17 protein-coding genes are annotated in these 23,025 nt (G+C 53.1%); 7 read left to right on the top strand and 10 right to left on the bottom strand.

The genetic code is table 11. The features are described 5' to 3' along the window. Positions 1-15: 15 nt before the first annotated feature. The 3 genes from Q4E40_RS03140 to Q4E40_RS03150 form a co-directional block, all read right to left on the bottom strand. Positions 16-456 (bottom strand): response regulator, encoded by a 441-nt coding sequence (locus Q4E40_RS03140; RefSeq protein WP_303409970.1) that lies wholly within the window; start codon positions 454-456, stop codon positions 16-18. 229 nt (positions 457-685) lie between these two features. Next, entirely contained in the window at positions 686-1,825 is a 1,140-nt protein-coding gene (locus Q4E40_RS03145; protein WP_303409971.1) for a PepSY-associated TM helix domain-containing protein, read from the bottom strand. Positions 1,826-1,902: 77 nt separating this feature from the next. Then, a complete protein-coding gene (locus Q4E40_RS03150; protein ID WP_303409972.1) occupies positions 1,903-4,233 on the bottom strand; it encodes a TonB-dependent receptor in 2,331 nt (776 codons plus the stop codon). 220 nt (positions 4,234-4,453) lie between these two features. Between Q4E40_RS03150 and Q4E40_RS03155 the strand changes: the two genes are divergently transcribed. After that, a complete protein-coding gene (locus Q4E40_RS03155; RefSeq protein ID WP_188500237.1) occupies positions 4,454-4,750 on the top strand; it encodes a sll1863 family stress response protein in 297 nt (98 codons plus the stop codon). A 62-nt stretch (positions 4,751-4,812) separates the two neighbouring features. Here the strand turns inward: Q4E40_RS03155 and paaN are convergent, their stop codons facing one another. Continuing rightward, positions 4,813-6,486 (bottom strand): phenylacetic acid degradation protein PaaN, encoded by a 1,674-nt coding sequence (gene paaN, locus Q4E40_RS03160; RefSeq protein WP_303409973.1) that lies wholly within the window; start codon positions 6,484-6,486, stop codon positions 4,813-4,815. 176 nt (positions 6,487-6,662) lie between these two features. On the opposite strand from paaN, the gene Q4E40_RS03165 reads away from it, so the two are divergent. Further along, positions 6,663-9,983 (top strand): S8 family serine peptidase, encoded by a 3,321-nt coding sequence (locus Q4E40_RS03165; RefSeq protein WP_303409974.1) that lies wholly within the window; start codon positions 6,663-6,665, stop codon positions 9,981-9,983. A gap of 171 nt (positions 9,984-10,154) precedes the next feature. Here Q4E40_RS03165 and Q4E40_RS03170 read toward each other — a convergent pair whose 3' ends face one another. Beyond that, positions 10,155-12,434 carry an aconitate hydratase gene (locus tag Q4E40_RS03170; protein ID WP_303409976.1) on the bottom strand — a complete coding sequence of 760 codons (2,280 nt, stop codon included), beginning with the start codon at positions 12,432-12,434 and terminating at the stop codon, positions 10,155-10,157. Between the two features lie 257 nt (positions 12,435-12,691). Between Q4E40_RS03170 and Q4E40_RS03175 the strand changes: the two genes are divergently transcribed. Beyond that, the gene (locus tag Q4E40_RS03175) at positions 12,692-13,870 is read left to right on the top strand and encodes a peroxiredoxin family protein (RefSeq protein ID WP_303409977.1); all 1,179 of its coding nucleotides are present in this window, start codon (positions 12,692-12,694) and stop codon (positions 13,868-13,870) included. Positions 13,871-14,029: 159 nt separating this feature from the next. Here the strand turns inward: Q4E40_RS03175 and Q4E40_RS03180 are convergent, their stop codons facing one another. Further along, positions 14,030-14,653: a class I SAM-dependent methyltransferase gene (locus Q4E40_RS03180; RefSeq protein WP_303409978.1), complete on the bottom strand. Its 624-nt coding sequence runs from the start codon at positions 14,651-14,653 to the stop codon at positions 14,030-14,032. Between the two features lie 431 nt (positions 14,654-15,084). Beyond that, entirely contained in the window at positions 15,085-16,065 is a 981-nt protein-coding gene (locus Q4E40_RS03185) for a polyprenyl synthetase family protein (RefSeq protein WP_303409980.1), read from the bottom strand. Positions 16,066-16,244: 179 nt separating this feature from the next. Between Q4E40_RS03185 and Q4E40_RS03190 the strand changes: the two genes are divergently transcribed. After that, entirely contained in the window at positions 16,245-17,102 is an 858-nt protein-coding gene (locus Q4E40_RS03190) for an alpha/beta hydrolase family protein (protein WP_303409981.1), read from the top strand. Beyond that, entirely contained in the window at positions 17,095-17,589 is a 495-nt protein-coding gene (folK, locus tag Q4E40_RS03195; protein WP_303409982.1) for a 2-amino-4-hydroxy-6-hydroxymethyldihydropteridine diphosphokinase, read from the top strand. Before Q4E40_RS03190 ends, folK begins: the two co-directional genes overlap by 8 nt. Positions 17,590-17,687: 98 nt before the next feature. Here the strand turns inward: folK and fabD are convergent, their stop codons facing one another. The 3 genes from fabD to Q4E40_RS03210 all read right to left on the bottom strand — a co-directional run bounded on the left by fabD (position 17,688) and on the right by Q4E40_RS03210 (position 22,067). Then, positions 17,688-18,569: an ACP S-malonyltransferase gene (gene fabD / locus Q4E40_RS03200; RefSeq protein ID WP_303409983.1), complete on the bottom strand. Its 882-nt coding sequence runs from the start codon at positions 18,567-18,569 to the stop codon at positions 17,688-17,690. A gap of 337 nt (positions 18,570-18,906) precedes the next feature. Beyond that, positions 18,907-19,335, bottom strand: coding sequence for a thiol-disulfide oxidoreductase DCC family protein (locus Q4E40_RS03205; protein WP_303409984.1), 429 nt, complete (start codon positions 19,333-19,335; stop codon positions 18,907-18,909). Continuing rightward, complete coding sequence (locus Q4E40_RS03210; RefSeq protein WP_303409985.1) at positions 19,335-22,067, bottom strand: T9SS type B sorting domain-containing protein; 2,733 nt, start codon at positions 22,065-22,067, stop codon at positions 19,335-19,337. Before Q4E40_RS03210 ends, Q4E40_RS03205 begins: the two co-directional genes overlap by 1 nt. On the opposite strand from Q4E40_RS03210, the gene Q4E40_RS03215 reads away from it, so the two are divergent. Together Q4E40_RS03215 and Q4E40_RS03220 are read left to right on the top strand one after the other, a co-directional pair. Further along, a complete protein-coding gene (locus Q4E40_RS03215) occupies positions 22,054-22,227 on the top strand; it encodes a hypothetical protein (RefSeq protein WP_188500248.1) in 174 nt (57 codons plus the stop codon). The two genes, Q4E40_RS03210 and Q4E40_RS03215, sit on opposite strands and share 14 nt — an antisense overlap. Before the next feature lie 98 nt (positions 22,228-22,325). Continuing rightward, complete coding sequence (locus tag Q4E40_RS03220) at positions 22,326-23,006, top strand: succinate dehydrogenase cytochrome b subunit (protein ID WP_303409986.1); 681 nt, start codon at positions 22,326-22,328, stop codon at positions 23,004-23,006. Positions 23,007-23,025: the final 19 nt, after the last annotated feature.

A 23,025-nucleotide genomic window follows, 5' to 3' on the forward strand; every position in this document is an offset into this window, starting at 1 on the left:
ATTACCTGGTTCTTCTTAGTTTTTGCGGTTCTGGAAAAACTCGGCCAGTATCTCTTTCACATCGTGGTTGGTGAGCGCCTTGGAGAAGTGTTTCTTCACTTTCTTGAAGCTTTTGATACGCTCCAGGTCATAGAAGCTCGCGGAGGAAGTCAGCATCAGAATGATCACGTGGTCACCGGCATCCAAACCCTTGCGCTGGTATTCCTCCAGAAACTCAAAACCGTCCATCATGGGCATCTTAATATCCAGAAAAATAAGGTCAGGGCATTTAAAACCAGCTTCAGGCTTCTCGCCACAGGCTTTGCTCAGGTAGTCAATTGCTTCTCTGCCGTTTTTCAGTACCCGGATCTCTCTGGATACCTTCATATCGGTCAGCAGACGCTTGTTCAGATAATTGGTGGTATCGTCGTCGTCTACCAACAGCACTAGGTCAAGCATTTCGGATGCTTCCTTCATAGTTAGTTTTTTATCTCTCCTAAATCAACAGTAAGGCACAATCACACCCTTGGATGCACTTCTACCCGGTTGAGCCACTAACATATCGAAAACATTTAATGTTCAATATTGCGACTCTTTATGCACTATATAGCAGTATTACGAAAGCGGTACAGAATATGCACACTATAGCGCCGCAAAAGTACATTATTGATCGTAAAGTTTAAAGCTTATTCAGCTGCCATCGCATTTATATTTTTCTGGCCATCACACCTCTCCTGGTCTTTACGTAGCCTTTTTTCTTCTTTTTGCTTTTGCCCCGCCACATCACTATACCTGTCACCCACAAGGTGGCCGGCACCAGGCCCAGAAAGAACCAGAGTATGCGCGTGATCCAGCCGCCAATTTCCCCGAAATGTGTTGGCACGAACCAGTTGCGGGTAAGCTGCGTGCCTACCGGTGCCGTGTGCGGATTGTAATCATAAACGATAGCGCCGGTGTATTGGTCCAGGTATACCATCGGGCGGTACTGCGGGCCGGCCTCCAGTTCGGATGAGGCCAGGTAGGTCAGGTTGAGCGTTGCCGCACTATCAGGGGCCATGACAAGAGTGCGCTTGACGTATCCGGGGTGTAGCGCATCCATCCGGTCGAGTGCCTCATATACAGTGAGCGGCGCTGTTGCTTCCTGATAAGAAGACCGCAGCGCTTTGACGTAAGGTGTCGGCTCCTTGGCCAGCGTCAGCTTATCCACCACGTTTTGGGTTTGCTCCTGAAAGCCAAAATATACTCCGGTAATGGCCGCCAGAAACAGCGGTATGCTAAAGTAGAATCCAAACACATTGTGCAGGTCGAAATTCCGGCGCTTGAACGAGGCATTGGGTTTGAGACGCAAACGCTCTTTCAGTTGGTGCCGCTTGCGCGGAAACCACAGGTATAGCCCCGTCGAGAGCAGCACAAAGGCCAGCAGAAGCGCACATGTTCGAGTGATGAGGGCACCGGTATCGCCCATGGCCAGGTGACGGTGCAGGTCCAGTACCGTGTCCATTGCACCGCGCCGCTTCTCGAGCTGCCCTACATAGTTGCCGGTTGCTGCGTCAAAAAAGAGAAACTGTTTGTTGCCCTTTACCTTGACAATGTAGTTCTCCAGCTCGCGCACCGGGAAAAAAATGTTGGTCACCTGGCCCCCGAACTGCTCTTCAGCATTTTTCACGACTAGGCGCACCTCCACCGGGGCAGCTTCCGGCTCAGAGCTTTTATAGTGCTCGGGGTATAGCGCCACCGTCAGTTCGGGCTGAAACACGTAGAGCGAGCCCATCAAGCCCATAAAGGCTAGCACGGCACCCGCCGTCAGGCCGACCCATAGATGTAGCTGAAGAAGGAATTTGCGCATATACCTGAACTTGAAATCGGCGGCACCGCCCCTGTCAGGACAATGCCGCCGATAAAATTTATCTCTGATCCGTTTACTTAAAACCTAACCCCCACGGTGCCCTGCACAGTAGTAGGCGCACCCGGCATGATCACGGTTACAGACTGTGAGCCTTCGTAGTATTTCACGTTGGTCAGGTTCTTCACGTTCAGAGCCGCATGGAAGCGCTTGCTGTTGTAGAACATGGTTGCATCGTAGCGGGTGTAGCCTGGAAGCATAAAGCTGTTGGCATCATCCACCGGACGATCTTCCACATACGTAAAGCCACCGCCGATACCAAGACCTTTCAAAAAGCCATTCTGCAGTTCGTAAGTTGTCCAAAGGCTACTGTTGTTATACCCCACGCCTCTGAAGCGACGGCCCACTGTGCGTTTCGGATCGTCTCCACTCAGGGCATCCTTCGTCACGCGGGCGTCGGTGTAGGTATAGGTGGCGATCACATTCAGGCCAGGCAGCACCTCCCCTGTAATATCGGTTTCTATACCTTTGCTCTGCACCTCGCCTAGCTGCACACTGGCACCGCTCTGTGTCGGGTGAGGCACCACCACGTTCTGGCGCGTGATGTCGAAGTAAGCGGCCGTCAGGTTCACGCGGTCGTTCAGCAGACCGATTTTCGTACCGGCTTCATACTGCACAGATGTGATCGGCTTGAAGGCCTCGCCCTCCAGTGTCTGTCCTATACCTGGCTGGAAGCCTTTGGAGTAGTTCGCATAAACAGAAACCGGACCGTATACCTCGTACAGCACACCCAGCCTTGGGTTAAAGGCCTTGTTACTTTGTTTGGTCGTTTCGTCTTTCATGCGGTTCTCTTTCTCCTGTTCCCAGAAGTCGTAGCGGCCGCCCAGCAGTACTTTCAGGCGCTGGTTGATAGTAATGAAGTCCTGCAGGTAGAAGCCCAGCACATCCACACGGTCCTGGTAGTCCTGTGAGTAGGTGAGCAGCGAATAGTCCTTGGGCTTCGGGTTATATTGTGGATTCAGGATGTCAAACACGTCGTAAGGAGCACGCTTCACCCAGATGTCAAACACAGAACGCGAAATCTCTATACCTCCCACGGCCTTGTGCTCTACCAGTGCGCCGGTGTTGAAGCTGGCGTATAGCTCATTCTGGGTAGCGATGTTGCGGTCGTAGGTGTCCTGGTCCTGGTGCTGGCGGTTGATGCGGAACGAACCGTCTTTCAGGACGGTGGTTTGCTCCACCACATCGCGCGTTTCGGTGGCGTAGTTGTAGTTGAAGGCGTGGCGGAAGCTCAATGCCTCTGAGAACTTGTGCTGCAGGTTATACTGCGCCATGCGGTTAGTAAACTCCCCTGTATTGCTCGGCTCAAACACCACACGGCTTCTTGGTACGGGAGCAATCTGGCCATTAACCGAGAAGATGCCGCGGTCAGATGGCTGGTCGTGGTTCAGGAACTCGGTCTCCACTGTCAGGGAGGTCTTATCAGAGAAATCGTAGGTGATGGCCGGGGCCACGAATATGCGCTTGGTCTTCACGAAATCGCGGTAGCTGTCGGCACGCTCGTATGCGGCGTTCAGTCTGTATTTAAACGTCTTGGACTCGTTGAAGGCACCGCCCAGGTCGATGGCAGGTCTTACCAGTCCGAAGTTATTGGCCGTGATCTGGATATCCTGGAAGGTATGGGCGGTTGGTTTTTTGGTGGAGATGTTCACCATGCCGCCCGGGTCGCTCACGCCGTACAGCACAGAAGCCGGGCCTTTCATCACTTCGATCTGCTGGATGTTGGCGCTCTCGCGGTAAGTGCGCACTGTGTTGCGGAAGCCGTTTTTGAACACGCTCTGCATATCGGTGCGGAATCCGCGGATCTGGAAAATGTCAGAGCGGCCGCCAAAGCCCGTCTCCATGCTCACCCCGCTCACGTTGCGCATGGCGTCCTCGAGACGCAGTACCTGCAACTGATCCAGGGCGCGCCGCGACACCACCTGCACGGATTGCGGCACCGATTTGATAGGTGCCTCCATTTTGGTGGCCGTGGTAGCGGTACGCTGCAGGTACTCGCCACTGCGGTGCGCGGTCACCTGCACCTCGCCTAGCGAATGCGACGACACGGCCAGGTCCACATTGACGAAGGCCGCCTTCCCGCCTGCTACCTCCAGCAACTGCTTTTGCAGGGTATAGCCTATACCTGAGGCAACCAGCGTATAGTTACCAGCCGGTATGTTTTTGATCAGGAATTTCCCCTCGTCATCTGTCGTGGAGCCGTAAGAGGTACCCTCCAGCCCTACGCTGATGCCGGCTATACCTTCGCCTCTTTCGGATTGGATGCGGCCTTCGATGCGGCCTGTGGTTTGTGCAAATACCTGTTGTGCCAGCAGCACAAGGGTACATACGATGGTGAGTGCGCGTTGCATGTATCTTTAATTAGATCAATTCTAAAAAGTGATGCAAAAGTAAGCACCATATCCATAACAGAAAAGACTTATTTAGATATCTTCTAAATAAGTGACAAAAATCATCGATAGCCAATCAACACCCGCCTTCATACATCCTTTTCGAGCCATTTCAAGTATCTAGAGTGGTACCTGCAAGCAGAGAGTGGTATCGCTAAACATTGAAACAGAACCGAAAGACATGGATACTTACAACCTGAAACCCGAACACATGCGTGCGCCCAACAACCTGACACGCGAGGAAATCGAGAAAAGCCTGGAAGAGCTTGACAGCAAGATCAAGACCCTGAAGGCCCGCGCAAACGCCACCGCTGCCGACTCAAACCATACCTACCACGAGCATGTTGCCGCGCTGGAAGCCAAACGTGAACTGATCGCCAGCAAACTGGGCGACCAGGAGGACAGCCAAAGCAAATGGCAGGGCCTGAAAGACGGCCTCGACAACCTGAGAAAAGACATGGACAACCTGTTCAAATAAAAACAGAAAGCCCCGGCGCTAGGTATAGCACCGGGGCTTTCTGTTTAAGTTACAGCCGCTGATTAGCCAGCCACCGGCTCACGGAAGCCTACCCAGGTAAAGCGCTTGATCACATATTCAGGGTTCGTGAATGAGGCGTTACCGGCCGGGTTGCCGCCCGTCACGTGGAAATCAGAGAAAGCCGCATTCTGGTTCACATAAATGCCACCTGTCAGGTTAAAGCTCACCGGCGTGCCCGCCAGACTCATCTCGTCCATGATCTTCTCTTTTGTCTCTTCATCCGTGGTATAGGCACCGCAGGAGATCGCGCCGTAATTCATGGCCATCTCTTTTGCCAGTTCGATCGACTGGTCCGTGTCCTTGGTTTTGATGATAAGGGCGATTGGGCCAAACAGTTCGCGGCTGAAGCTCTCCTTCTCCGTAGCGTCTACTTCATAGATTACCGGGGAGCAGGTACGGGCATTTTCGAACATCGGGTTGCTGATGTCGCAGGTGCTCAGCACTTCTCTGCCTTTTACGCTGGCTGCCTCTTTCACACGCTCCGCTGTGGCCGGGTTCTGGATAGCCCCCAAAATGTGCGGTCCGGCTTTCGGATTGTTCACCAGACCTGTTACAGCATCGGCCAGTTTTTTCACTACCTCGTCATACGGCATCATCTCCCCGCCCACTTTCACGCCAGACTCAGGCACGAAGAAGTTCTGAGGCGCCGTACACATCTGCCCGGAGTATAGGCTAAGCGAGAAAGCCAGGTTCTGGGCCACCTTGTCAATGTCCTGCACCGAATCCAGGATGATCGAGTTCACGCCTGTTTTCTCTGTGAAAGTAACTTTGCCGGGAAGACTTTCCACGTAGTTACCGAACTCCGTACCGCCCGTGTAGTCGATCAGTTTTACCTTCGGGTTCTCGGCCAGTTCTTTGGTGATAAGGCGATCGTCCGCGTCTACACCCAATTGGCAGATGTAAGGGCTCAGGCCATTTTCCACCAGCACCTTCTGCACCTCTGCTACCACAATGGCGATAGGCAACACCGCTTTCGGGTGCGGCTTCACGATAACCGGGTTGCCGGTAACAAGGCTTGCATACATGCCCGGCACTGTGTTCCAGGTCGGGAATGTAGAGCAGCCGATCACCATGCCGATGCCTTTCGGCACGGCGCGCCAGCTCTTGTTCAGTTTGAGGTTATACTTGCCCATTGGCTTCTCCCACTCCATGTGCTCCGGAAAGCGTGTCTGCTCTTCGTAACCTGCTGCGATCGCCTCCAACGCCCGGTCGGCCGCATGCGGTCCCGATGCCTGAAACGACATCATGTAGGCCTGGCCTGTTGTGTGCATCGTCGCATAAGCGATTTCGAAGAAACGGGTCTTTATGCGCTCCAGCGACTCCACCAGGATGGCAGCGCGGTCAACTGGTTTTACCTTGCGCCACTGGTGGAAAGCCTCGTCGGCACGCTCCACCAGCGTTTCTGCACTAAAGTAAGGGTACTTTATACCTAGTGGCTGCTGCTCATAAGGCGATTCTTCCTGACCTGCCCAATTTTCAGCGCCATCGTGCACCAATTCTGTAAACTTGTTGTTAAGATGCTGCTTATACCTCTCACGGCCTTCCTTATCGGCATTTTCGCCATAGATGTCAGGCATCGGGTTTTCAGGATATTGGGCAAAAAAACGACGCTCGTGCAAGGCTTTCACAGCGTTTTCTAGAATAGGAAGATGTTTATTTTTCAAATCCGAGGTCATAGTATTTATTTTATATAATTAAACACATATATTAGAATCATATTGTTGGAAAGTTACGTATTTTTTTATTAAGCTCGGGAAGCATCTTTAAATTTCGCCGTGCTGTATGCGCTTTACTTTATACCTCTCCCAACTCAGGCAGAGGTTGTATTCACCTAATAGTTTAATATGATTTAATGTTTACCCCAGGGCCAGTGGTTTACCGCTGCATACTTTCTTTCCTGTTTCTAGTCCTGAGTTCGTCCCTGCTGGCTGCGCAGCATCTGGCCGCTCCAGCAGGTATAGGCTCCGCGACTAAACCGCATACCGTCGTCTACAAGCTCAAGCCGCCGTCCGGCAATCAGTTGCGCATGGCTAACGGAAACCCCATGCAAAAAGCCTTGCAAAAGGTAGGTGCCAAATCGGTGGATCAGAAGTTCCCGGGCAAAGCCCCCTCCCCTTTCGCCCGGAAAGCCCGCGTGGACCTCTCGCTGATCTACGAACTGAAATACGACCCTTCGCATAACCTGGAAGCCGTACAGCAAGCCCTGCTGGCAACCGGCTTGGTGGAGTATGTGGAACCCCTTTACGAACGGGTACCCCTTTACCAGCCCAACGACCCTGCCTCCGACTCGACAAAAACCTCGCAGGCATACCTGAGAAACATACAGGCCTATGGCGCCTGGGCCGTGCAAAAGGGCGATACCAACATCGTGATCGGTGTTCTGGATTCCGGCTTCCGCTTTACGCACGAAGACATCAAGAATAAGATCAGGTATAATTACGACGACCCCATCGATGGAATCGACAACGACGGCGACGGACTGATTGATAATTTCTACGGCTGGGATTTTGGGGACAAGGACAATATTCTAACAGATGACTCTCCCTACAAAGGCCACGGCACGAAGGTGGCAGGCGTGGCAATCGGCGAGGCCGACAACGGCGCAGGTATAGCCGGGGTGGGCTTCCGTACCAAGTTTATGCCGATTAAGGTTTTCCCATCTACTTCGTATGGCAGCTTTGGAGGCTACGAGGCCATTGTGTATGCGGCAGACAAGGGTTGCAGCATCATCAACCTGTCCTGGGGAGGTACGGGATTTTCGAAGTTTGAGCAGGACATCATCAACTATGCGGCGCTGGAGAAGGACGTGGTGATCGTGGCGGCGGCTGGCAACACCAATGCATTTGTAAACATATACCCGGCGGCCTATGACAACGTGCTGGCTGTGGGCGGCACGCATAACGATGTGAAGACAAACGGCCATACCTGGAACTACAGGATTAGCCTGACAGCCCCAAGCCAGAGCATCTACAGTACTACCTACAGCCGCGACAACTCTTATGGTAGTGACACCGGCACCTCGCTGGCGTCTCCGCTTGTTGCCGGTGCCGCCGCGCTGCTTCGTTCCCAAATGCCCCACCTCAATGCCGTACAGGTTATCCAGCGCCTGCGCGCCACTGCCGATGACATTTACCAGCTGCCGGGAAATGCCGCTTACCACGAACTGCTCGGCAAGGGGCGCCTGAATGTGAAACGAGCCCTTCGGGATGTCCACGCAAAATCGGTACGCTGCACTTCTTTCAGCGTCGTTGACAACAAAGTTGCCCAGGTCGGTGACACGCTGCTGATTCACTTGAGTATGATGAATTACCTCGACCCGACTGCTGCCCTGAAGTTAACACTCACCTCCACCTCCCCCTTTATCAAAGTCCTGGAGGAGAGTGAACTCAGCATCGGCGCCATGGGTACGCTGGCGACAAGCAACAACCACAGCAAGCCATTCCGGTTCGTGGTGCTCGCCGATGCACCTCATAATGCCCAGGCCACTTTCAGAGTCGGTTTTGAGGATGGCGCTTACCAGGATTTTCAATACTACCAGCTGCCTGTCAACCCCGATTACCTTACCCTGTCGGCTAATAACCTGCACATCACCCTGAACAGCAAAGGCAACCTGGGGTATAACGGGTATAATTTCGGGCAGGGCATCGGTATTACCTACAAAGGCAGCACCTCGTTGCTTTTTGAAGGCGGGCTAATAGTCGCCACTGCCCCGGACCGAGTGTCAGACAATGTACGCAATGCCAGCTGGCAAACAGACAACGACTTTGTATCAGTGAACGCTGCCCGACTGCGCCACAACACGGCTGATGCAGATCAAGAGATCAAAGGCTCGATGCGCGACAAATTCCCGGCTCCGGCCCAGGCAGGCGTGCAGGTGAACTACAAAGGAATGGCCTGGAGCGAAACGCCTGACGCAGACTACATTATTTTGGAGTACCGCATCCGCAATATCACCCCCGATACGATCAAAACCCTGCATGCCGGTCTGTTCGCCGACTGGAACATAACGGATGCCTACATGAATGTGGCCGACTGGGACGAAACGCTGAAAATGGGCTACGTGTATAACATGGGCCAGGCCTCGCCTTATGCTGGTATTAGTCTGCTTTCCGTAACCCCTCCTTCCTATTACGCGATCGATAACCTGTCCGGGGGCTCCTCTACCTTCGCGATTGCCGACGGCTTTAGCACGCAGGAGAAATACAGAGCCTTGTCGGGTGGGGTGGCCAGAAAAAAAGCCTGGGGCAGCGGCTATGGCAATGATGTGGCCCATGTAGTGGGCACTACGGCCAGCAGTTTAGCACCGGGACAGAGCCAACTGGTTTCGTTTGCCATCGTGGCCGGCGACGATCTGGAGCAGCTTCGTCAGAGTGCCAGGGCTGCGCTCATAAAATATCAAACCATGAAAGCCGGACCTGCGCCTTTGGCCATCAGCGATACGGTTTGCGTCGGCGCTTCGGTCAGCCTGACGCCAGCGGGTGGTAAGCAGTTTAAGTTTTTTGCAGACGCGGCCAAGACAAAGCTCCTGGGCACTGGCAATAACTTCAACATCGCCGCCCTCGACACGAGCACCATCTTATATGTTTGCAATGCCGACTCTTTGTTCGACAGCCCGCTGTCGCCCTTTGAGATTGTAGTAGCCGATTCTCCCGTGGCTGGTTTCAGCATCGTGCAGCAACAGGAGCAAATGGAGCCTGGCAAGCGCATCGACTTCCGCAACGAAAGCGAGCATGGCGACAGCTGGCGGTGGAATTTTGGCAACGGCCACACTTCCACGGAGCAGCACCCCAGCTATACCTATGAACTGCCTGGCACTTACGACGTTTCCCTGATTGTCGCGAATGCCTCTGATTGTGGTGAAGACACCGTTGTGCGGCGGATAGAAATCAAACAAGCCGAAACAGTAATTCCGCCGCTGGAAACTCCTCCACAGTTTCAGGTATACCCGAACCCGGCTGTGCACGAGCTGCATATTGCTTTGCCAAAGGCGGATGCCCCACTCACCCTATTGATGACAGATGCGATGGGACGACGGGTTAGTCCGAAGTTACGAAGCCGTTTGCCGCACAAGGCCATTTACGATCTGCACGGTCTGGCAGAAGGGCTTTACATCGTGCAGCTTACATACGAGCAAAATACTACCACGAGTCGCCTGCTGATTATCAGGCCATGAGTGGAGACATGAACAGCAGGTAAACGTCAATAAAAAGCTATACCTGCTCCAAAACAAAACGACAGTTCCAAGAGCAGCTTTTAGGGTAAGAACAAGAGCTATACCAGCATCAAAACAAAACGCCCCACTCTTTCGAGCGGGGCGTTTCTATTTTTGGCAGTTAGCTGCTAATTAACCGTTAGCTGACTGCTTCTGCTGCAAACGGATCAGGTTAAGCGCTGAACCAGCCTTGAACCACTCGATCTGACCTTCGTTGTAGGTATGGTTTACCTGGAAAGCGTCCTGCGAACCATCTTTGTGCGTTAACACCACTTTCAGCGGAACACCTGGCGTAAAGTTCTCCAGACCCAGGATATCGATCGTGTCGTTCTCCTCGATCAGGTCATAATCCGCTTTGTTAGCGAACGTAAGACCCAGCATACCCTGCTTCTTCAGGTTGGTTTCGTGGATACGCGCGAATGACTTCACGATAACGGCACGAACACCCAGGTGACGCGGCTCCATGGCAGCGTGCTCACGAGATGAACCTTCACCATAGTTCTCGTCACCTATCACCACTGTTCCGATACCGGCAGCCTTATACGTACGGGCCGTGGCAGGCACAGTGTCGTAACCACGCGTCATGTCGTTGAATACCTTGTTAGCCTCCCCGTTGAAGGCGTTGATAGCACCGATCAGCATGTTATTGGAGATGTTGTCGAGGTGACCACGGTACTTCAACCAAGGACCAGCCATGGAGATGTGGTCAGTCGTACACTTGCCTTGTGCCTTGATGAGCAGCTTCAGACCTTTCAGGTCAGTACCCTCCCATGGCTTAAAGCCTTCCAGCAACTGCAGACGATCAGACTTCGGATCTACCACTACTTCTACGCTGCTACCGTCTTCGGCTGGGGCTACATAGCCTGCGTCTTCTACGGCGAAGCCTTGCGGCGGCAATTCAATGCCTCTTGGCTCATCCAGCATTACTTCTTCACCGTCGGAGTTGATCAACTTGTCAACCAGCGGGTTGAAAGTCAGGTCACCTGCAATGGCGAAAGCAGTTACGATCTCAGGCGAAGCCACGAACGCGTGTGTGTTCGGGTTGCCGTCGTTACGCTTGGCGAAGTTACGGTTGAATGACGTGATGATCGAGTTCTTGCGAGTTGGGTCGTCAGTGTGACGGGCCCACTGTCCGATGCACGGTCCGCAGGCGTTTGCCAGTACCACACCGCCCATCTGAGCGAAGGTATCCAACAAGCCGTCGCGGGCTGTCGTGAAGCGTACCAGTTCAGAACCTGGTGTGATGGTGAACTCAGCCTGTGCAACCAGTTTCTTAGACACCGCCTGTTCTGCGATAGAGGCCGAACGGGTCAAGTCTTCATAAGAAGAGTTGGTACAAGAACCGATCAGACCTACTTCCAGTTTAGATGGCCAGTTGTGCTCTTTTACAACAGCAGCGAACTGAGAAATTGGCCAGGCCGCATCCGGCGTGAACGGGCCGTTTACGTGTGGCTCCAATGTAGAAAGATCAATCTCGATCAGCTGATCGTAGAAAGCAGCCGGATCAGCGTATACCTCGTCGTCGGCACGCAGGTAGGCAGCTACCTCGTCTGCCATTTCTACTACTTCTTCGCGGTTGGTAGCGCGCAGGTATGCACGCATGCTGTCGTCATAAGAGAATACCGATGTAGTTGCCCCGATCTCAGCACCCATGTTACAGATGGTGCCTTTACCGGTACAAGACATAGACTCAGCACCATCACCGAAGTACTCCACAATCGCGCCTGTGCCACCTTTTACAGTCAGGATACCGGCTACTTTCAGGATTACGTCTTTCGGTGAAGTCCAGCCACTCATTTTGCCGGTCAGTTTCACACCGATCACTTTCGGGAATTTAAGCTCCCAGGCCATGCCGGACATAACGTCTACAGCATCAGCACCACCTACACCAATCGCCACCATACCCAAGCCACCAGCGTTTGGTGTGTGGGAGTCCGTACCGATCATCATACCGCCCGGGAAGGCGTAGTTCTCGAGTACCACCTGGTGGATGATACCGGCACCCGGCTTCCAGAAGCCGATGCCATATTTATTTGAAACAGAGGCAAGGAAATCGTATACCTCTTTGTTTTCAGTATAAGCGTCCTGCAAGTCCTGGTCAGCACCTACGCGGGCCTGAATCAGGTGATCGCAATGTACTGTAGAAGGTACAGCTGCCTGCGGCTTGCCAGCCTGCATGAACTGAAGCAAGGCCATTTGTGCCGTTGCATCCTGCATAGCCACCCTGTCCGGAGCGAAGTCCACGTAGGTCTTGCCGCGCTCAAAAGACTGTGTCGCGTTGCCGTCGTAGAGGTGCGCGTACAAGATTTTTTCTGTTAGGGTAAGCGGTCTGCCTACTGCGTTACGGGCAGCATTCACGCGCTCGGCCATCCCGGCATATACTGCCTTGATCATTCCTAAATCAAATGCCATAGTTCTGCTATTGTTGTTATGTTTAATGCTTCGTTGTGAAGTTTACAAATGTACGAAATATGAGTGTTTAAGCACAACATTAGCGGTCATGAATATAACATTTCCACCACCGCCTGCGCTATTCATTCTCATGTTTCGCATTTAACGATTCCTTCTCGTAATTTTGCCGTATGATACGTACTTGTTTTAATACCCCGGCAAGGCTGATTTTGTTGTTGGCTTTGTCATTCACGCAGCTATTAACCTCCTGTGGCTCTATGACATCTACTGATAACACCATCAAACCGGGCCCGTGGCGCGTTGTGCTGCAGTCACAGGGCCAGGAGATTCCCTTTATCATGGAAGCAGAAGAGCAGAACGGCAAGACCGTGCTATACCTGGTGAACGCCGATGAGCGCATTCTGGTGGATGAATTTCACCAGGAGGGTGATTCGCTCCGGATCAGGCTGCACATTTTCGACGCCGACCTGATCGCGAAAGTAGACGGCGATAAAATGGCCGGCCGCTTCACCCGAAACGACCTGTCCAAGCCTTACTCCGTTCCTTTTACAGCCGAGCACGGCAAAACCAACCGCTTCAAGGAAAACCCTGCTCCGGCTACTTTTGACTATACCGGCAAATGGGAAGTGACTTTTACGAACAAAGACGGCAAAACCTACCCAGCTATCGGTGTGTTTGAGCAGAAGGATAATCACGTAACCGGCACGTTCATCACCCAGACTGGCGATTACCGCTACCTGGAAGGACAGGTGGAAGGCAACGAGCTGAAGCTGTCGACTTTTGACGGCAACCACGACTACCTGTTCACAGCCAAACCAAGTGCGGACAGTACGTTGCAAGGCGAGTACTTTGCCGGCCTCTACGACTACGAGTCCTGGACAGCCAAGCGCAACGAGAACGCCGAGCTGGCCAACGCTAACGAACTGACTTTCCTGAAGCCAGGCTATGAGTCGCTGGAATTCACTTTCCCGGATCTGGAAGGGAACAAAGTTTCTTTGTCGGATGACAAGTACCAGGGCAAGGTGGTGCTGGTGCAACTGCTGGGTTCCTGGTGCCCGAACTGTATGGACGAAACCCAGTTCCTGGCCCCTTACTACAGCAAGAACAAAGACCGCGGCCTGGAGATCATCGGCCTGGGTTTTGAGCGCACCAAAGGCTACGAACAAGCCGTACCGCGCTTGACAAAGATGAAAGACCGCTTTGATATCGAGTACGACCTGCTTTACGCAGGTCCGGCCGACAAAGAAGCTGCCGCACAGGCGCTCCCGGCACTCAACCATGTCCTCTCCTTCCCCACCACCATCTTCATCGACCGCCAGGGTAAAGTGCGCAAGATCCACACCGGATTCTCTGGCCCCGGCACCGGCAAGTACTACGAAGAGTGGGTAGCGGATTTTAACAAAACGATGGACGAGCTGCTGGCGGAGGACATCTAATTGTTGATTGCTGATTGTTGATTGCTGATTGTTTGATCGGCAGGTATAGCAAAGGCCGCTACTGGTGCAGTAGCGGCCTTTGTTTTGCATACCTTTTGCCCTTTTATGTTGAACTCAGTACCTAAAATTTAATTTTCTCTCACTTTCGTAGCTCTGGAGCTACACTAGTTTCCGAAGCCTCACAATCCGGAACGTGCCTCCAAGTGCAGCCGGCTCATTCAGCTCTACCTGAAGAGAAGTATGGCTGGCGATGCTGCCGATGCTACGGTTGATGTCAGAAAAGAGCGTGCCGGCTACCTGGTTAAAGAGGCGCCGCAGCAGCGAGGGTTTCTGCCCGTCGGGCAAAAACTTATCGAAAACCATCACCTTGCCGCCCGGCTTGAGCACCCGCTCTACCTCCTTGATGCAGGCCACCGGATCAGGTATAACCGCAATGATCAGGTGCAGGATAACAGCATCAAAACTGTTGTCAGGATAGGTCATTTGCTGCCCGTTCATCACTTGCGCATTGACAGGTATACCTAGTTTTTCGGCACGGGATCTCAGCTTGCTGATCATGCCAGGGGTAATGTCGTTGGCAGTGATGTGGGTGTATCCTTGCAGGTATGGCAAGTCAAGTCCGGTACCCGCACCGACAATCAGGATGGCGTCATTGGGTTTGGCTTGCAGCAGTTGGATGGAACGCTGGCGGTACTTTCGGAAAATCCGGTCAGCGATCAGGTCGTAAATGGGCAGGTATACCGTATAGCGCAGCCGGTTCCAGGTATTGGTGTTGAGACTCATTTTTCACAGGTTATTTTGCACACTCAAAATTACCTACGCATCTGCCTCTAAAGATTACAGATTTCGTTAGGAGGTTTACAGATATTTCTGATTGGCTATACAGGCACTACGAGCTAATGAGAAGTAGTCTTATTACCTAGGTCTGAAACCTCATTGCAGTAAAGTGCTTTTGTTCTGTCGCAAACCTTCGCCAGTCACAAACTTGCAGCACGCACAATCACAAGTTAGGCTTGCGGTAGAGGCCAGATATGCGGTATAGTCTTAAGTGCAATTACACTAATCCCGTAAATCCTGATTCCGACAAATTATACCTGTGCACGATTCGGACAGGTCACAACCTGTCCCTACCAAGGTCGGCTATACCTAGGACAGAGAACATCCTGCTAATCTAAGATTAACAATTTAACCATCAACAATTTAACAATTCAATTCTACTTCTCGCGCTCTATCGTGTAGGCGATCAGTTGCTCCAGGGAGGTGCGGGATGGGGAGGCGGGGAAGGTATGGAGGATGGCCAGGGCCTCGGCGTGGTATTGGTTCATCGCCTCGATGGTGTACTGTATACCGCCAGAGGTTTTCACATAGTCGATCACCTGCTGCACGCGCTTGTTGTCGCCGTTGTTGTTTTTCACGTTGTAGATCACGCGGCGGCGTGTCATCCAGTCAGCTTCGCGCAGGGCGTGGATCAGCGGCAGTGTCATCTTCTTTTCCTTGATGTCGATGCCAACTGGCTTGCCGATCTCTGCCGTGCCGTAGTCGAACAGGTCGTCTTTGATCTGGAAAGCAATGCCTACTTTTTCACCAAACAGACGGGCCTTCTCGATGTCCTCTTTGGAGGCACCGGCCGAGGCAGCGCCAACCGCGCAGCAGGAAGCAATAAGCGAAGCGGTTTTCTGACGAATGATGTCAAAGTAAACAGCTTCGTCGATGTCCAGGCGGCGGGCTTTTTCGATCTGCAGCAGCTCGCCCTCGCTCATCTCCTTCACAGCATTAGACACGATCTTGAGCAGTTCGTAATCGTCATTCTGTAGGGAAAGCAGCAAACCTTTGGAGAGCAGGTAGTCGCCTACCAGCACGGCAATCTTGTTTTTCCAGAGGGCGTTCACCGAGAAGAAACCGCGGCGGTAGTTGGCCTCGTCCACCACATCGTCGTGCACGAGGGTGGCCGTGTGCAATAGTTCAATGAGGGCGGCCCCCCGGTAGGTGGCATCGCCAATGGCGTCGCCGCGGAAAAGCTTGGCCATGAAGAACACGAACATCGGCCGCATCTGCTTGCCTTTGCGCTTTACGATGTAGCTCATGATCTTGTCGAGCAGCAGTACCTTAGACTTCATCGAAGTCCTGAACTTTTTCTCGAACAGCTCCATCTCCTGGGCAATGGGCGCTTGTATTTCCTTTAGGCTAATGCTCATGTGATATTCCGCAATATTACTAGGTGTGGGGGTCGTTTCCAAACAAGTATAGCAATATCAGCGTTTAAATAATCTAAGTTTAGCGCGCTGGTATACTTTACCAACAGCACAGCCTTGTGCTGGTTTGCCGCTTGCTGAAAATAACTATATTGCCTTCTGATAACACAGCGCATCTTGCCATGGCAGACACACTCAAAGTAGACTTCGTGGTATACCCGGAGCACGCGCGTCCTTTTACCGCTGACGCCACTTACAACCCGGACGGAAACAGGAAGCCGGTCGTGCTCTATACCCATGGTTTCAAGGGCTTCAAAGACTGGGGCCACTTCAACCTGCTGGCCGACTATTTCGCCAGCCAGGGCTTTGTGTTCGTCAAGTTCAACTTCTCGCACAACGGCACCAGCGTCGACAACGATTCGGACCTGCACGACATGGAAGCCTTCGGGCGCAACAACTTCAGCATCGAGCTTGAGGACCTCAAGTCGCTCATCGACTTGATGCATGACGAAGAAGGACCGCTGCCACAAAATGAGCTGGACCTGAACCGCATTTACCTGATCGGCCACAGCCGTGGCGGCGGATCTGTTATACTCAAAGCCGCTGAAGACACCCGTGTGCGGGCCGTGGCTACCTGGGCCGCCGTGAATAACTTTGACCAGCGCTGGGACGAGTTGGAAAAGGAATCCTGGAAAAAAGAGGGGGTGCAGTGGGTGACGAATGCCCGCACAGGTATACGCATGCCGCTCTACTACCAGATCGTGGAAGACTACCTGGCCAATGTGGAGCGTTTGGAAATCCCGACGGTGATCCGGAAAATGCAGCAGCCTTTGCTCATACTACATGGTGAGGAAGACGAAACCCTGCCTGTGCAAATGGCCCACGACCTGCATACCTGGAAACCGGATGCCGAGCTGCATTTGTTACCGGGCGCCGATCATTCTTTTGGCGGCCAGCACCCATACCAGCAGGAAGTATTACCTACAGCGGCCAGAGCCGCCGCCGACCTGAGCATTGCCTTTTTCAACAAACATGCCTAAGCTATACCTGCTCCTGGGCGGCAACCTCGGTGACCGCCCGCTATACCTGTTTCAAGCCCGCGAACGCATTGCAGCACAGATCGGCCCGATCGCGCAAAGCTCCTCCCTTTACGAAACTGCCGCCTGGGGCAAAACCGATCAGCCTGCCTTCCTGAACCAGGTGCTGGAAGTGGAAACGGACCTTAGTCCGGAACAGGTGCTGCAAGGTATAAACCAGATCGAGCAGGAACTGGGGCGCATCCGGCACGAGCACTGGGGAGCCCGCGTCATCGACATCGACATCCTGTTCTACGACCTGTTGGTCATGCAGACGCAGCGCCTGACCATCCCCCATCCGCAGTTGCACCTGCGACGGTTTACGCTGCTGCCACTGAGCGAGATCGCACCGCAGCTGCTGCACCCGGTGCTCAACCAGCCGGTAACACAGCTCCTACATGATTGCCCGGACGAACTCCCCGTTCACCCCTTTGTTTCGGCCGCTGACTAAGGGCATGTTATACCCGAGTTCCTTTTAAGCAGTATCATAAATAAAAAAGACCATTGCAGCAGCGGCCGCAATGGTCTTTTTCAATTTCACGCGAAGTGTTATGCTACTGAACTTACCTCAGCTGTACGCTCGATCTTTTTCACCAAGCCCTGCAGTACTTTACCCGGACCGCACTCCATAAAGTGCGTGGCGCCATCGGCAACCATTTGCTGTACCGATTGCGTCCAGCGAACGGGGGCTGTCAGCTGGCTGATCAGGTTTTGCTTGATCTCTTCGGGATCAGTATGCGGCATGGCGTCCACGTTCTGATAGATCGGGCAGATGCCCTTGCTGAAGGTGGTTTCGTTGATGGCTTTGGCCAGTTCTACTTCTGCCGGTTTCATGAGTGGCGAGTGGAAAGCGCCACCAACCGGCAATGGCAAGGCGCGCTTGGCTCCGGCTTCCTTCATCTTCTCACAGGCAATCTCTATCCCTTTGTTAGAACCGGAGATCACCAGCTGGCCCGGGCAGTTGTAGTTGGCTGCCACCACTACTTCCCCTTCTATGGAGGCGCATACCTCTTCTACCTTCGCATCGTCCAGTCCCAGTATAGCGGCCATGGTAGACGGGTTCGCTTCGCAGGCTGCCTGCATGGCCATCGCTCTTTTATACACCAGTCTCAGGCCGTCTTCAAAGCTCAGCACTTTGCTGGCCACCAATGCCGAAAACTCACCAAGCGAGTGCCCCGCTACCATGTCAGGATTAAAGTCCTGGGCCACGGCCGCCTGCGCTACCGAATGCAGGAAAATAGCCGGCTGTGTTACACGGGTCTGCTTTAGCTCCTCGTCCGTACCGCTGAACATGATCTCTGTGATGTTGAATCCCAGGATCTCGTTTGCTTTTTCGAACAGCTGACGGGCAGTCTCGTGCTGCTCGTACAGATCCTTGCCCATACCCACAAACTGAGAACCCTGTCCCGGGAATACGTATGCCTTTTTCATTCTTTATTATTAAGGTTGATTGCTGATTGTCGATGGTTGCATGGTTGAATTGTTGATGGTTGAATTGTTAAATGGTTGAGAACTTGGGTGTGCTTACATAAATGGCAAACCTACACCTGAGATTTAGCTATACCTTATTTTAACAATAACTGATCTCTGGCTATACCTGTATTATACCTGCTCGCAGGCTTGCGCTTACAGGTATAGGTACATTAACAATCGTCTATACCTTTCCGTGCTTATACCGCTTACCAAGGTATAAGAAGGGGCAATAAAGCCAACAGCTGTTCGGCAAGCTAAAGCCCAACAACCATTTAACCATCAACAATTTAACAATTTAGTAAGCCACAAACCGGGCCCTTTCCTCGGGGCTGGGCAGCATGCAGGCTTCATTGCGTCCTGCTATGCGGTAGCGGTGTTTCGCGATGAAGCGGTACACAAAATTGCGGAAAGATAAGGGAATAAACCTAAAATAGTAAAGCACGGCCCATGGAAAATTGAGATGGCGGGCAATGCGAAGTGCGGCTTCTGACTCGGTATAGAGCTGGCCGTTTTCAAAAAAAAGAATGGAATCCGGCAAGGGATCAGGCACAAGCTGCTGCGGCACGAGCTGCTCTACCAATCCGGATTGCAAAGCGGCAAAATGCAGGTTCTGCCGCTTGTTATACTTCAAAGCGATTTGTATGCTGGCCTGGCAAAAGCCGCAGGTGCCATCGTAAAATACGATGGGCAAACCCTGCAGCCGGTCCAGTTCCTCTTTTGTCATTAGCGTACTATTTCTACCCAGCCTTTGTATTTACTGCGGCTGCGTTCAGGGTCAATGGATATAAATTCAACCTCGGCCTCGTAGTAGTAAACCCCATCTGAGAGGCGCTTACCATCATTGTCGGTGCCCGGCCAGTTGATATACGGATCTTCGTTGCTTTCGTATACCTTCACCCCCCAACGGTTAAATACCTTGAAAGTGGTGGAGCGTATGAACGCCGCCCTTGGATCCGGTCTGAACACATCGTTTTTGCCGTCATCGTTTGGCGTGATGATGTTCGGAAGCTGGAAGAAGAAGCAGTTGTCCTTACACTCTTCGTTGCTTGGCTCACTTTCCTCCCCTGTCATGCTGGTGGCCGTCACGTAGTAGCAGGCGGCAAAAGACTCCAGCCCGGTATGGGTATAGGTGGTCTCTTTGGTGGTAGCGATGGCCCGATGCTCCGTCTCGCCCGGCCCTCTGAAGTAGACGGTATAGAAGTCGATCTCATCCGTGCACCCATCCCCGATCTTCGGCACCCAGTTGAGCACATTCTGGTAAGGCGGCTTGGTTGGATTTGCGAAGAAGGCCTCGCAATCCAGCACATCCAGGGTCAGCTCCGGCGGACAGATGACAAGCGGTAACTGCACGCACACTTCCTGGCTCAGGTTCTGCAAGGGTTCCGGCAACCCTTCTATCTGGTAAGTGCCCTGGGTGCGCACGACGTAGCAGTAGGTCTGGCCACGTTCCAGCGGCGCTGCGGCCGTACCTTGGTCCACAAAAGCACCTCCTGTAGCCGAAGCCGTCACGCTGCCAACCTGTACCAGTTCGCCATTTACCACTCTGAAGATCTGGTGCTCGAGCACTTCATTTCGCCATGGCACATTGTAGGTCCAGCTGAGCGAGACTTGCATGGCGTCGCCCGAGCTCTGCGCTTCAGCTGCCAATCGCACACTGGAGGCTGAGGTGGAGTCGCGCAGCATGTTCGGAGTGGCGCCACCCGCTGTACGAGTACTGTAGAATTCGAGCTTATACCTGTAAGCATTTGCCTCTGTGTTCAGTCCGCTGTTTACGAACACCGTGTCACTCAGTCTGCGCGAAGTGAATACCTGCTGATAGGCTCCGCCCGGCTCCTGCCCTACCTTGCGGTATAGCCTGTACTCGAAAGGAGGATTCAGGCGCTCTATACCTGGGCCAGGCTGCGTCCAGCGAACTGTGATCTGTCCGTTGGTGGCTGCGGTGCGGTCTACTGTTACATTCGTAATATAAGGTATGTCACGCTCGAGCACGACACAGGCTTCCAGCGATGCAATGCTTTGTCCACCTGCTGGTCTTGGGAACTCCGCGTAGATCACGTAGCAGTACTCCGCTCCGGCGGTCAGGCCCTGTCCGTTGTTATTGTCTAAAAACTCCGTCTTATCCTTGCTCACCTCGCCTATCAGCGTATAGCCTGCACTGGCCGGCACACCGGTTTCGCAAGGCCCTGGTCGCCAACCCGACGGCCCCTCGCGCCTGTAAATGCGGATGGTGGAGGCATTCTGGCAAATGTATTTGTCCCAGGTCAGGCGCACGGTACGGTCCTCACCGTTAGCCAGCAGGTTCTGAGGCGCTGGACCTATGACGGTGATGCGGTAAGGCTGCAGGTCGGCCAGCTGCCTGGCGGGTGGTGGCGGGTTGTCCTCTGCCCTGAAAATCAGCTGGTAAGGATTGGCCCGCACATCGTTGCAGGAAGTATTCCATACCAACTGTCCGGCGGCGCGGCCTGGCTGGTTGACAGTCCCTCTGAAAGTGGCCGGAGGTAATATACCGCCTGTGCCTGGTACGGTCAGGTTGATCAAATGTCCGTCGGGGTCGGTCGCTGTGATGGTGGTGCGCAGCGTTTCGCCGGCCACGATACAAGTGTCGCGGGGCACGAGCACCGGCGGTTTGTTACGGGCATCCACTACCAGGATCTGCATGTCGCGCACCACCGTACTGATCAGCACGGGGGCAGCCCCTGTTGTACGCCACTCCTCTACCACAAAGGCCACGTTATATTCCCCCAGTCGGCAGGGGGCATCCCAGGTGAGCTGTCCGGTAATGGGGTCGAGGGTGAAGGTGGAAGGTCCGGTGTTAGTGGCGTTACGGCAGTTGTCAACCGTATGCGGGTCGCGGTAGCCGGGCACGTTCGTGATCAGGCCGGTGGCCTGGTTGCGGTGCTGGGGCTGTATCAGTTTGTAGGCGAGGCTGTCGCCGTCAGCGTCGATTGCTCCCGGGTTATGCACCCAGCGCTCGCCGGCAGTAGCTTCGTCAATTGGGGCAACCTGCAGTATCGGCGTGCTGTTCAGGCCACGAAGCGGGTTAATGGAGATCGTCGTAGAAATGGCAAAGGTCAGCTGATCAGTTGGGGCGGCCATGTTCAGGATGCCTCCGTTCCGGTTTTCGCCTACCCACGTTACGATAAAGGTGCCGTTGGCCGGAAAGGTATACTCCCACTTAAACTCTTCGCGGTCTACGTCCGGCTTGATGTTGGTGACAGACAGGCGTTCTACTGTGACAGTCTCTCCAGTACCCATCGAGATGAATACCCTCGGGTCATCGGCTGTGGAGGAGGTTTTGGTGTACATCACCATGGTGAAAAAGAACTTCCGGGGGTTGGGATTGGGACCTGTGTCCCTGACGGCGGTAATGTCCCCGGCCCGGATGTGTGTCGCCTGCGCCGCGTTTGCATACCCCAACAACAACATCAATACCAACAGCACTATGCGGCCAGGCAAGCAACAGCTCAAGCGTAAACTATTTGGCATAAGCGTAGAGTTAGATTTGGCGCTGAACAAAGGTAAAATGAAAACTGAAATTTTACCTTTTTATTATCAACAAAAGCAAGAAAAGTGGGTTTATAATATATGGTTTTCAGTCCTACGCATTGCAATTTAGATTGATTCAAAATATGCTATTTTATTGTTTTATACAGGCTCCGCATGTACCTTTGGGCATTAAAAAGCATTCATTACTTAACCTTCTAACAAATACAGATGAATTGGTTTACTAAAACGTTTTCCAGTACAATCGGACGTAAGATCATCATGTCGGTAACGGGCCTTTTCCTGTGCTCCTTCCTGGTGGTGCACCTTGTGGGTAACCTTACGCTGTTTTACCAAGATGGTGGCGAGGCATTTAACATCTACTCCCATTTTATGGCCAACAATCCCGTTATCCGTACGATGGAAATAGTGCTGGTACTTGGATTCCTGTTCCACATCTACGATGCGATCGTGTTGACGCGCCGCAACAAAGTTGCCCGTCCTGTTGGGTACGCTGAGAACCACCCGCAGGAAAACTCTACCTGGTCTTCGCGCAACATGGGCCTGCTGGGTACCATTATCCTGGTGTTCCTGCTGGTGCACCTGTGGAACTTCTTTGTGCCGGCCCGCTTCGGAGAGCTGGAGGGCGTTCCAAACGCTGAGTACACAAACCTGTACGCCGAGGTAGTAAGAGCATTCAAAAACCCGATCTACGTAGGCCTTTATGTTATCTCGATGATTGCATTGGCCTATCACCTGATCCACGGTTTCCAGAGCGCGTTCCAGTCTCTGGGTCTCACACACAAGAAGTACACGCCGTTCATCAAAACCTTCGGTGTGGCTTTCTCAGTGCTTATCAGCCTGGGTTTTGCGCTTATCCCGCTTTACTTCTTTTTCTTCGTTAACTTGTAATTAAGCTAATATACTTGCT

It is taken from the genome of Pontibacter coccineus, assembly GCF_030546575.1.
Lineage (GTDB): Bacteria > Bacteroidota > Bacteroidia > Cytophagales > Hymenobacteraceae > Pontibacter > Pontibacter coccineus.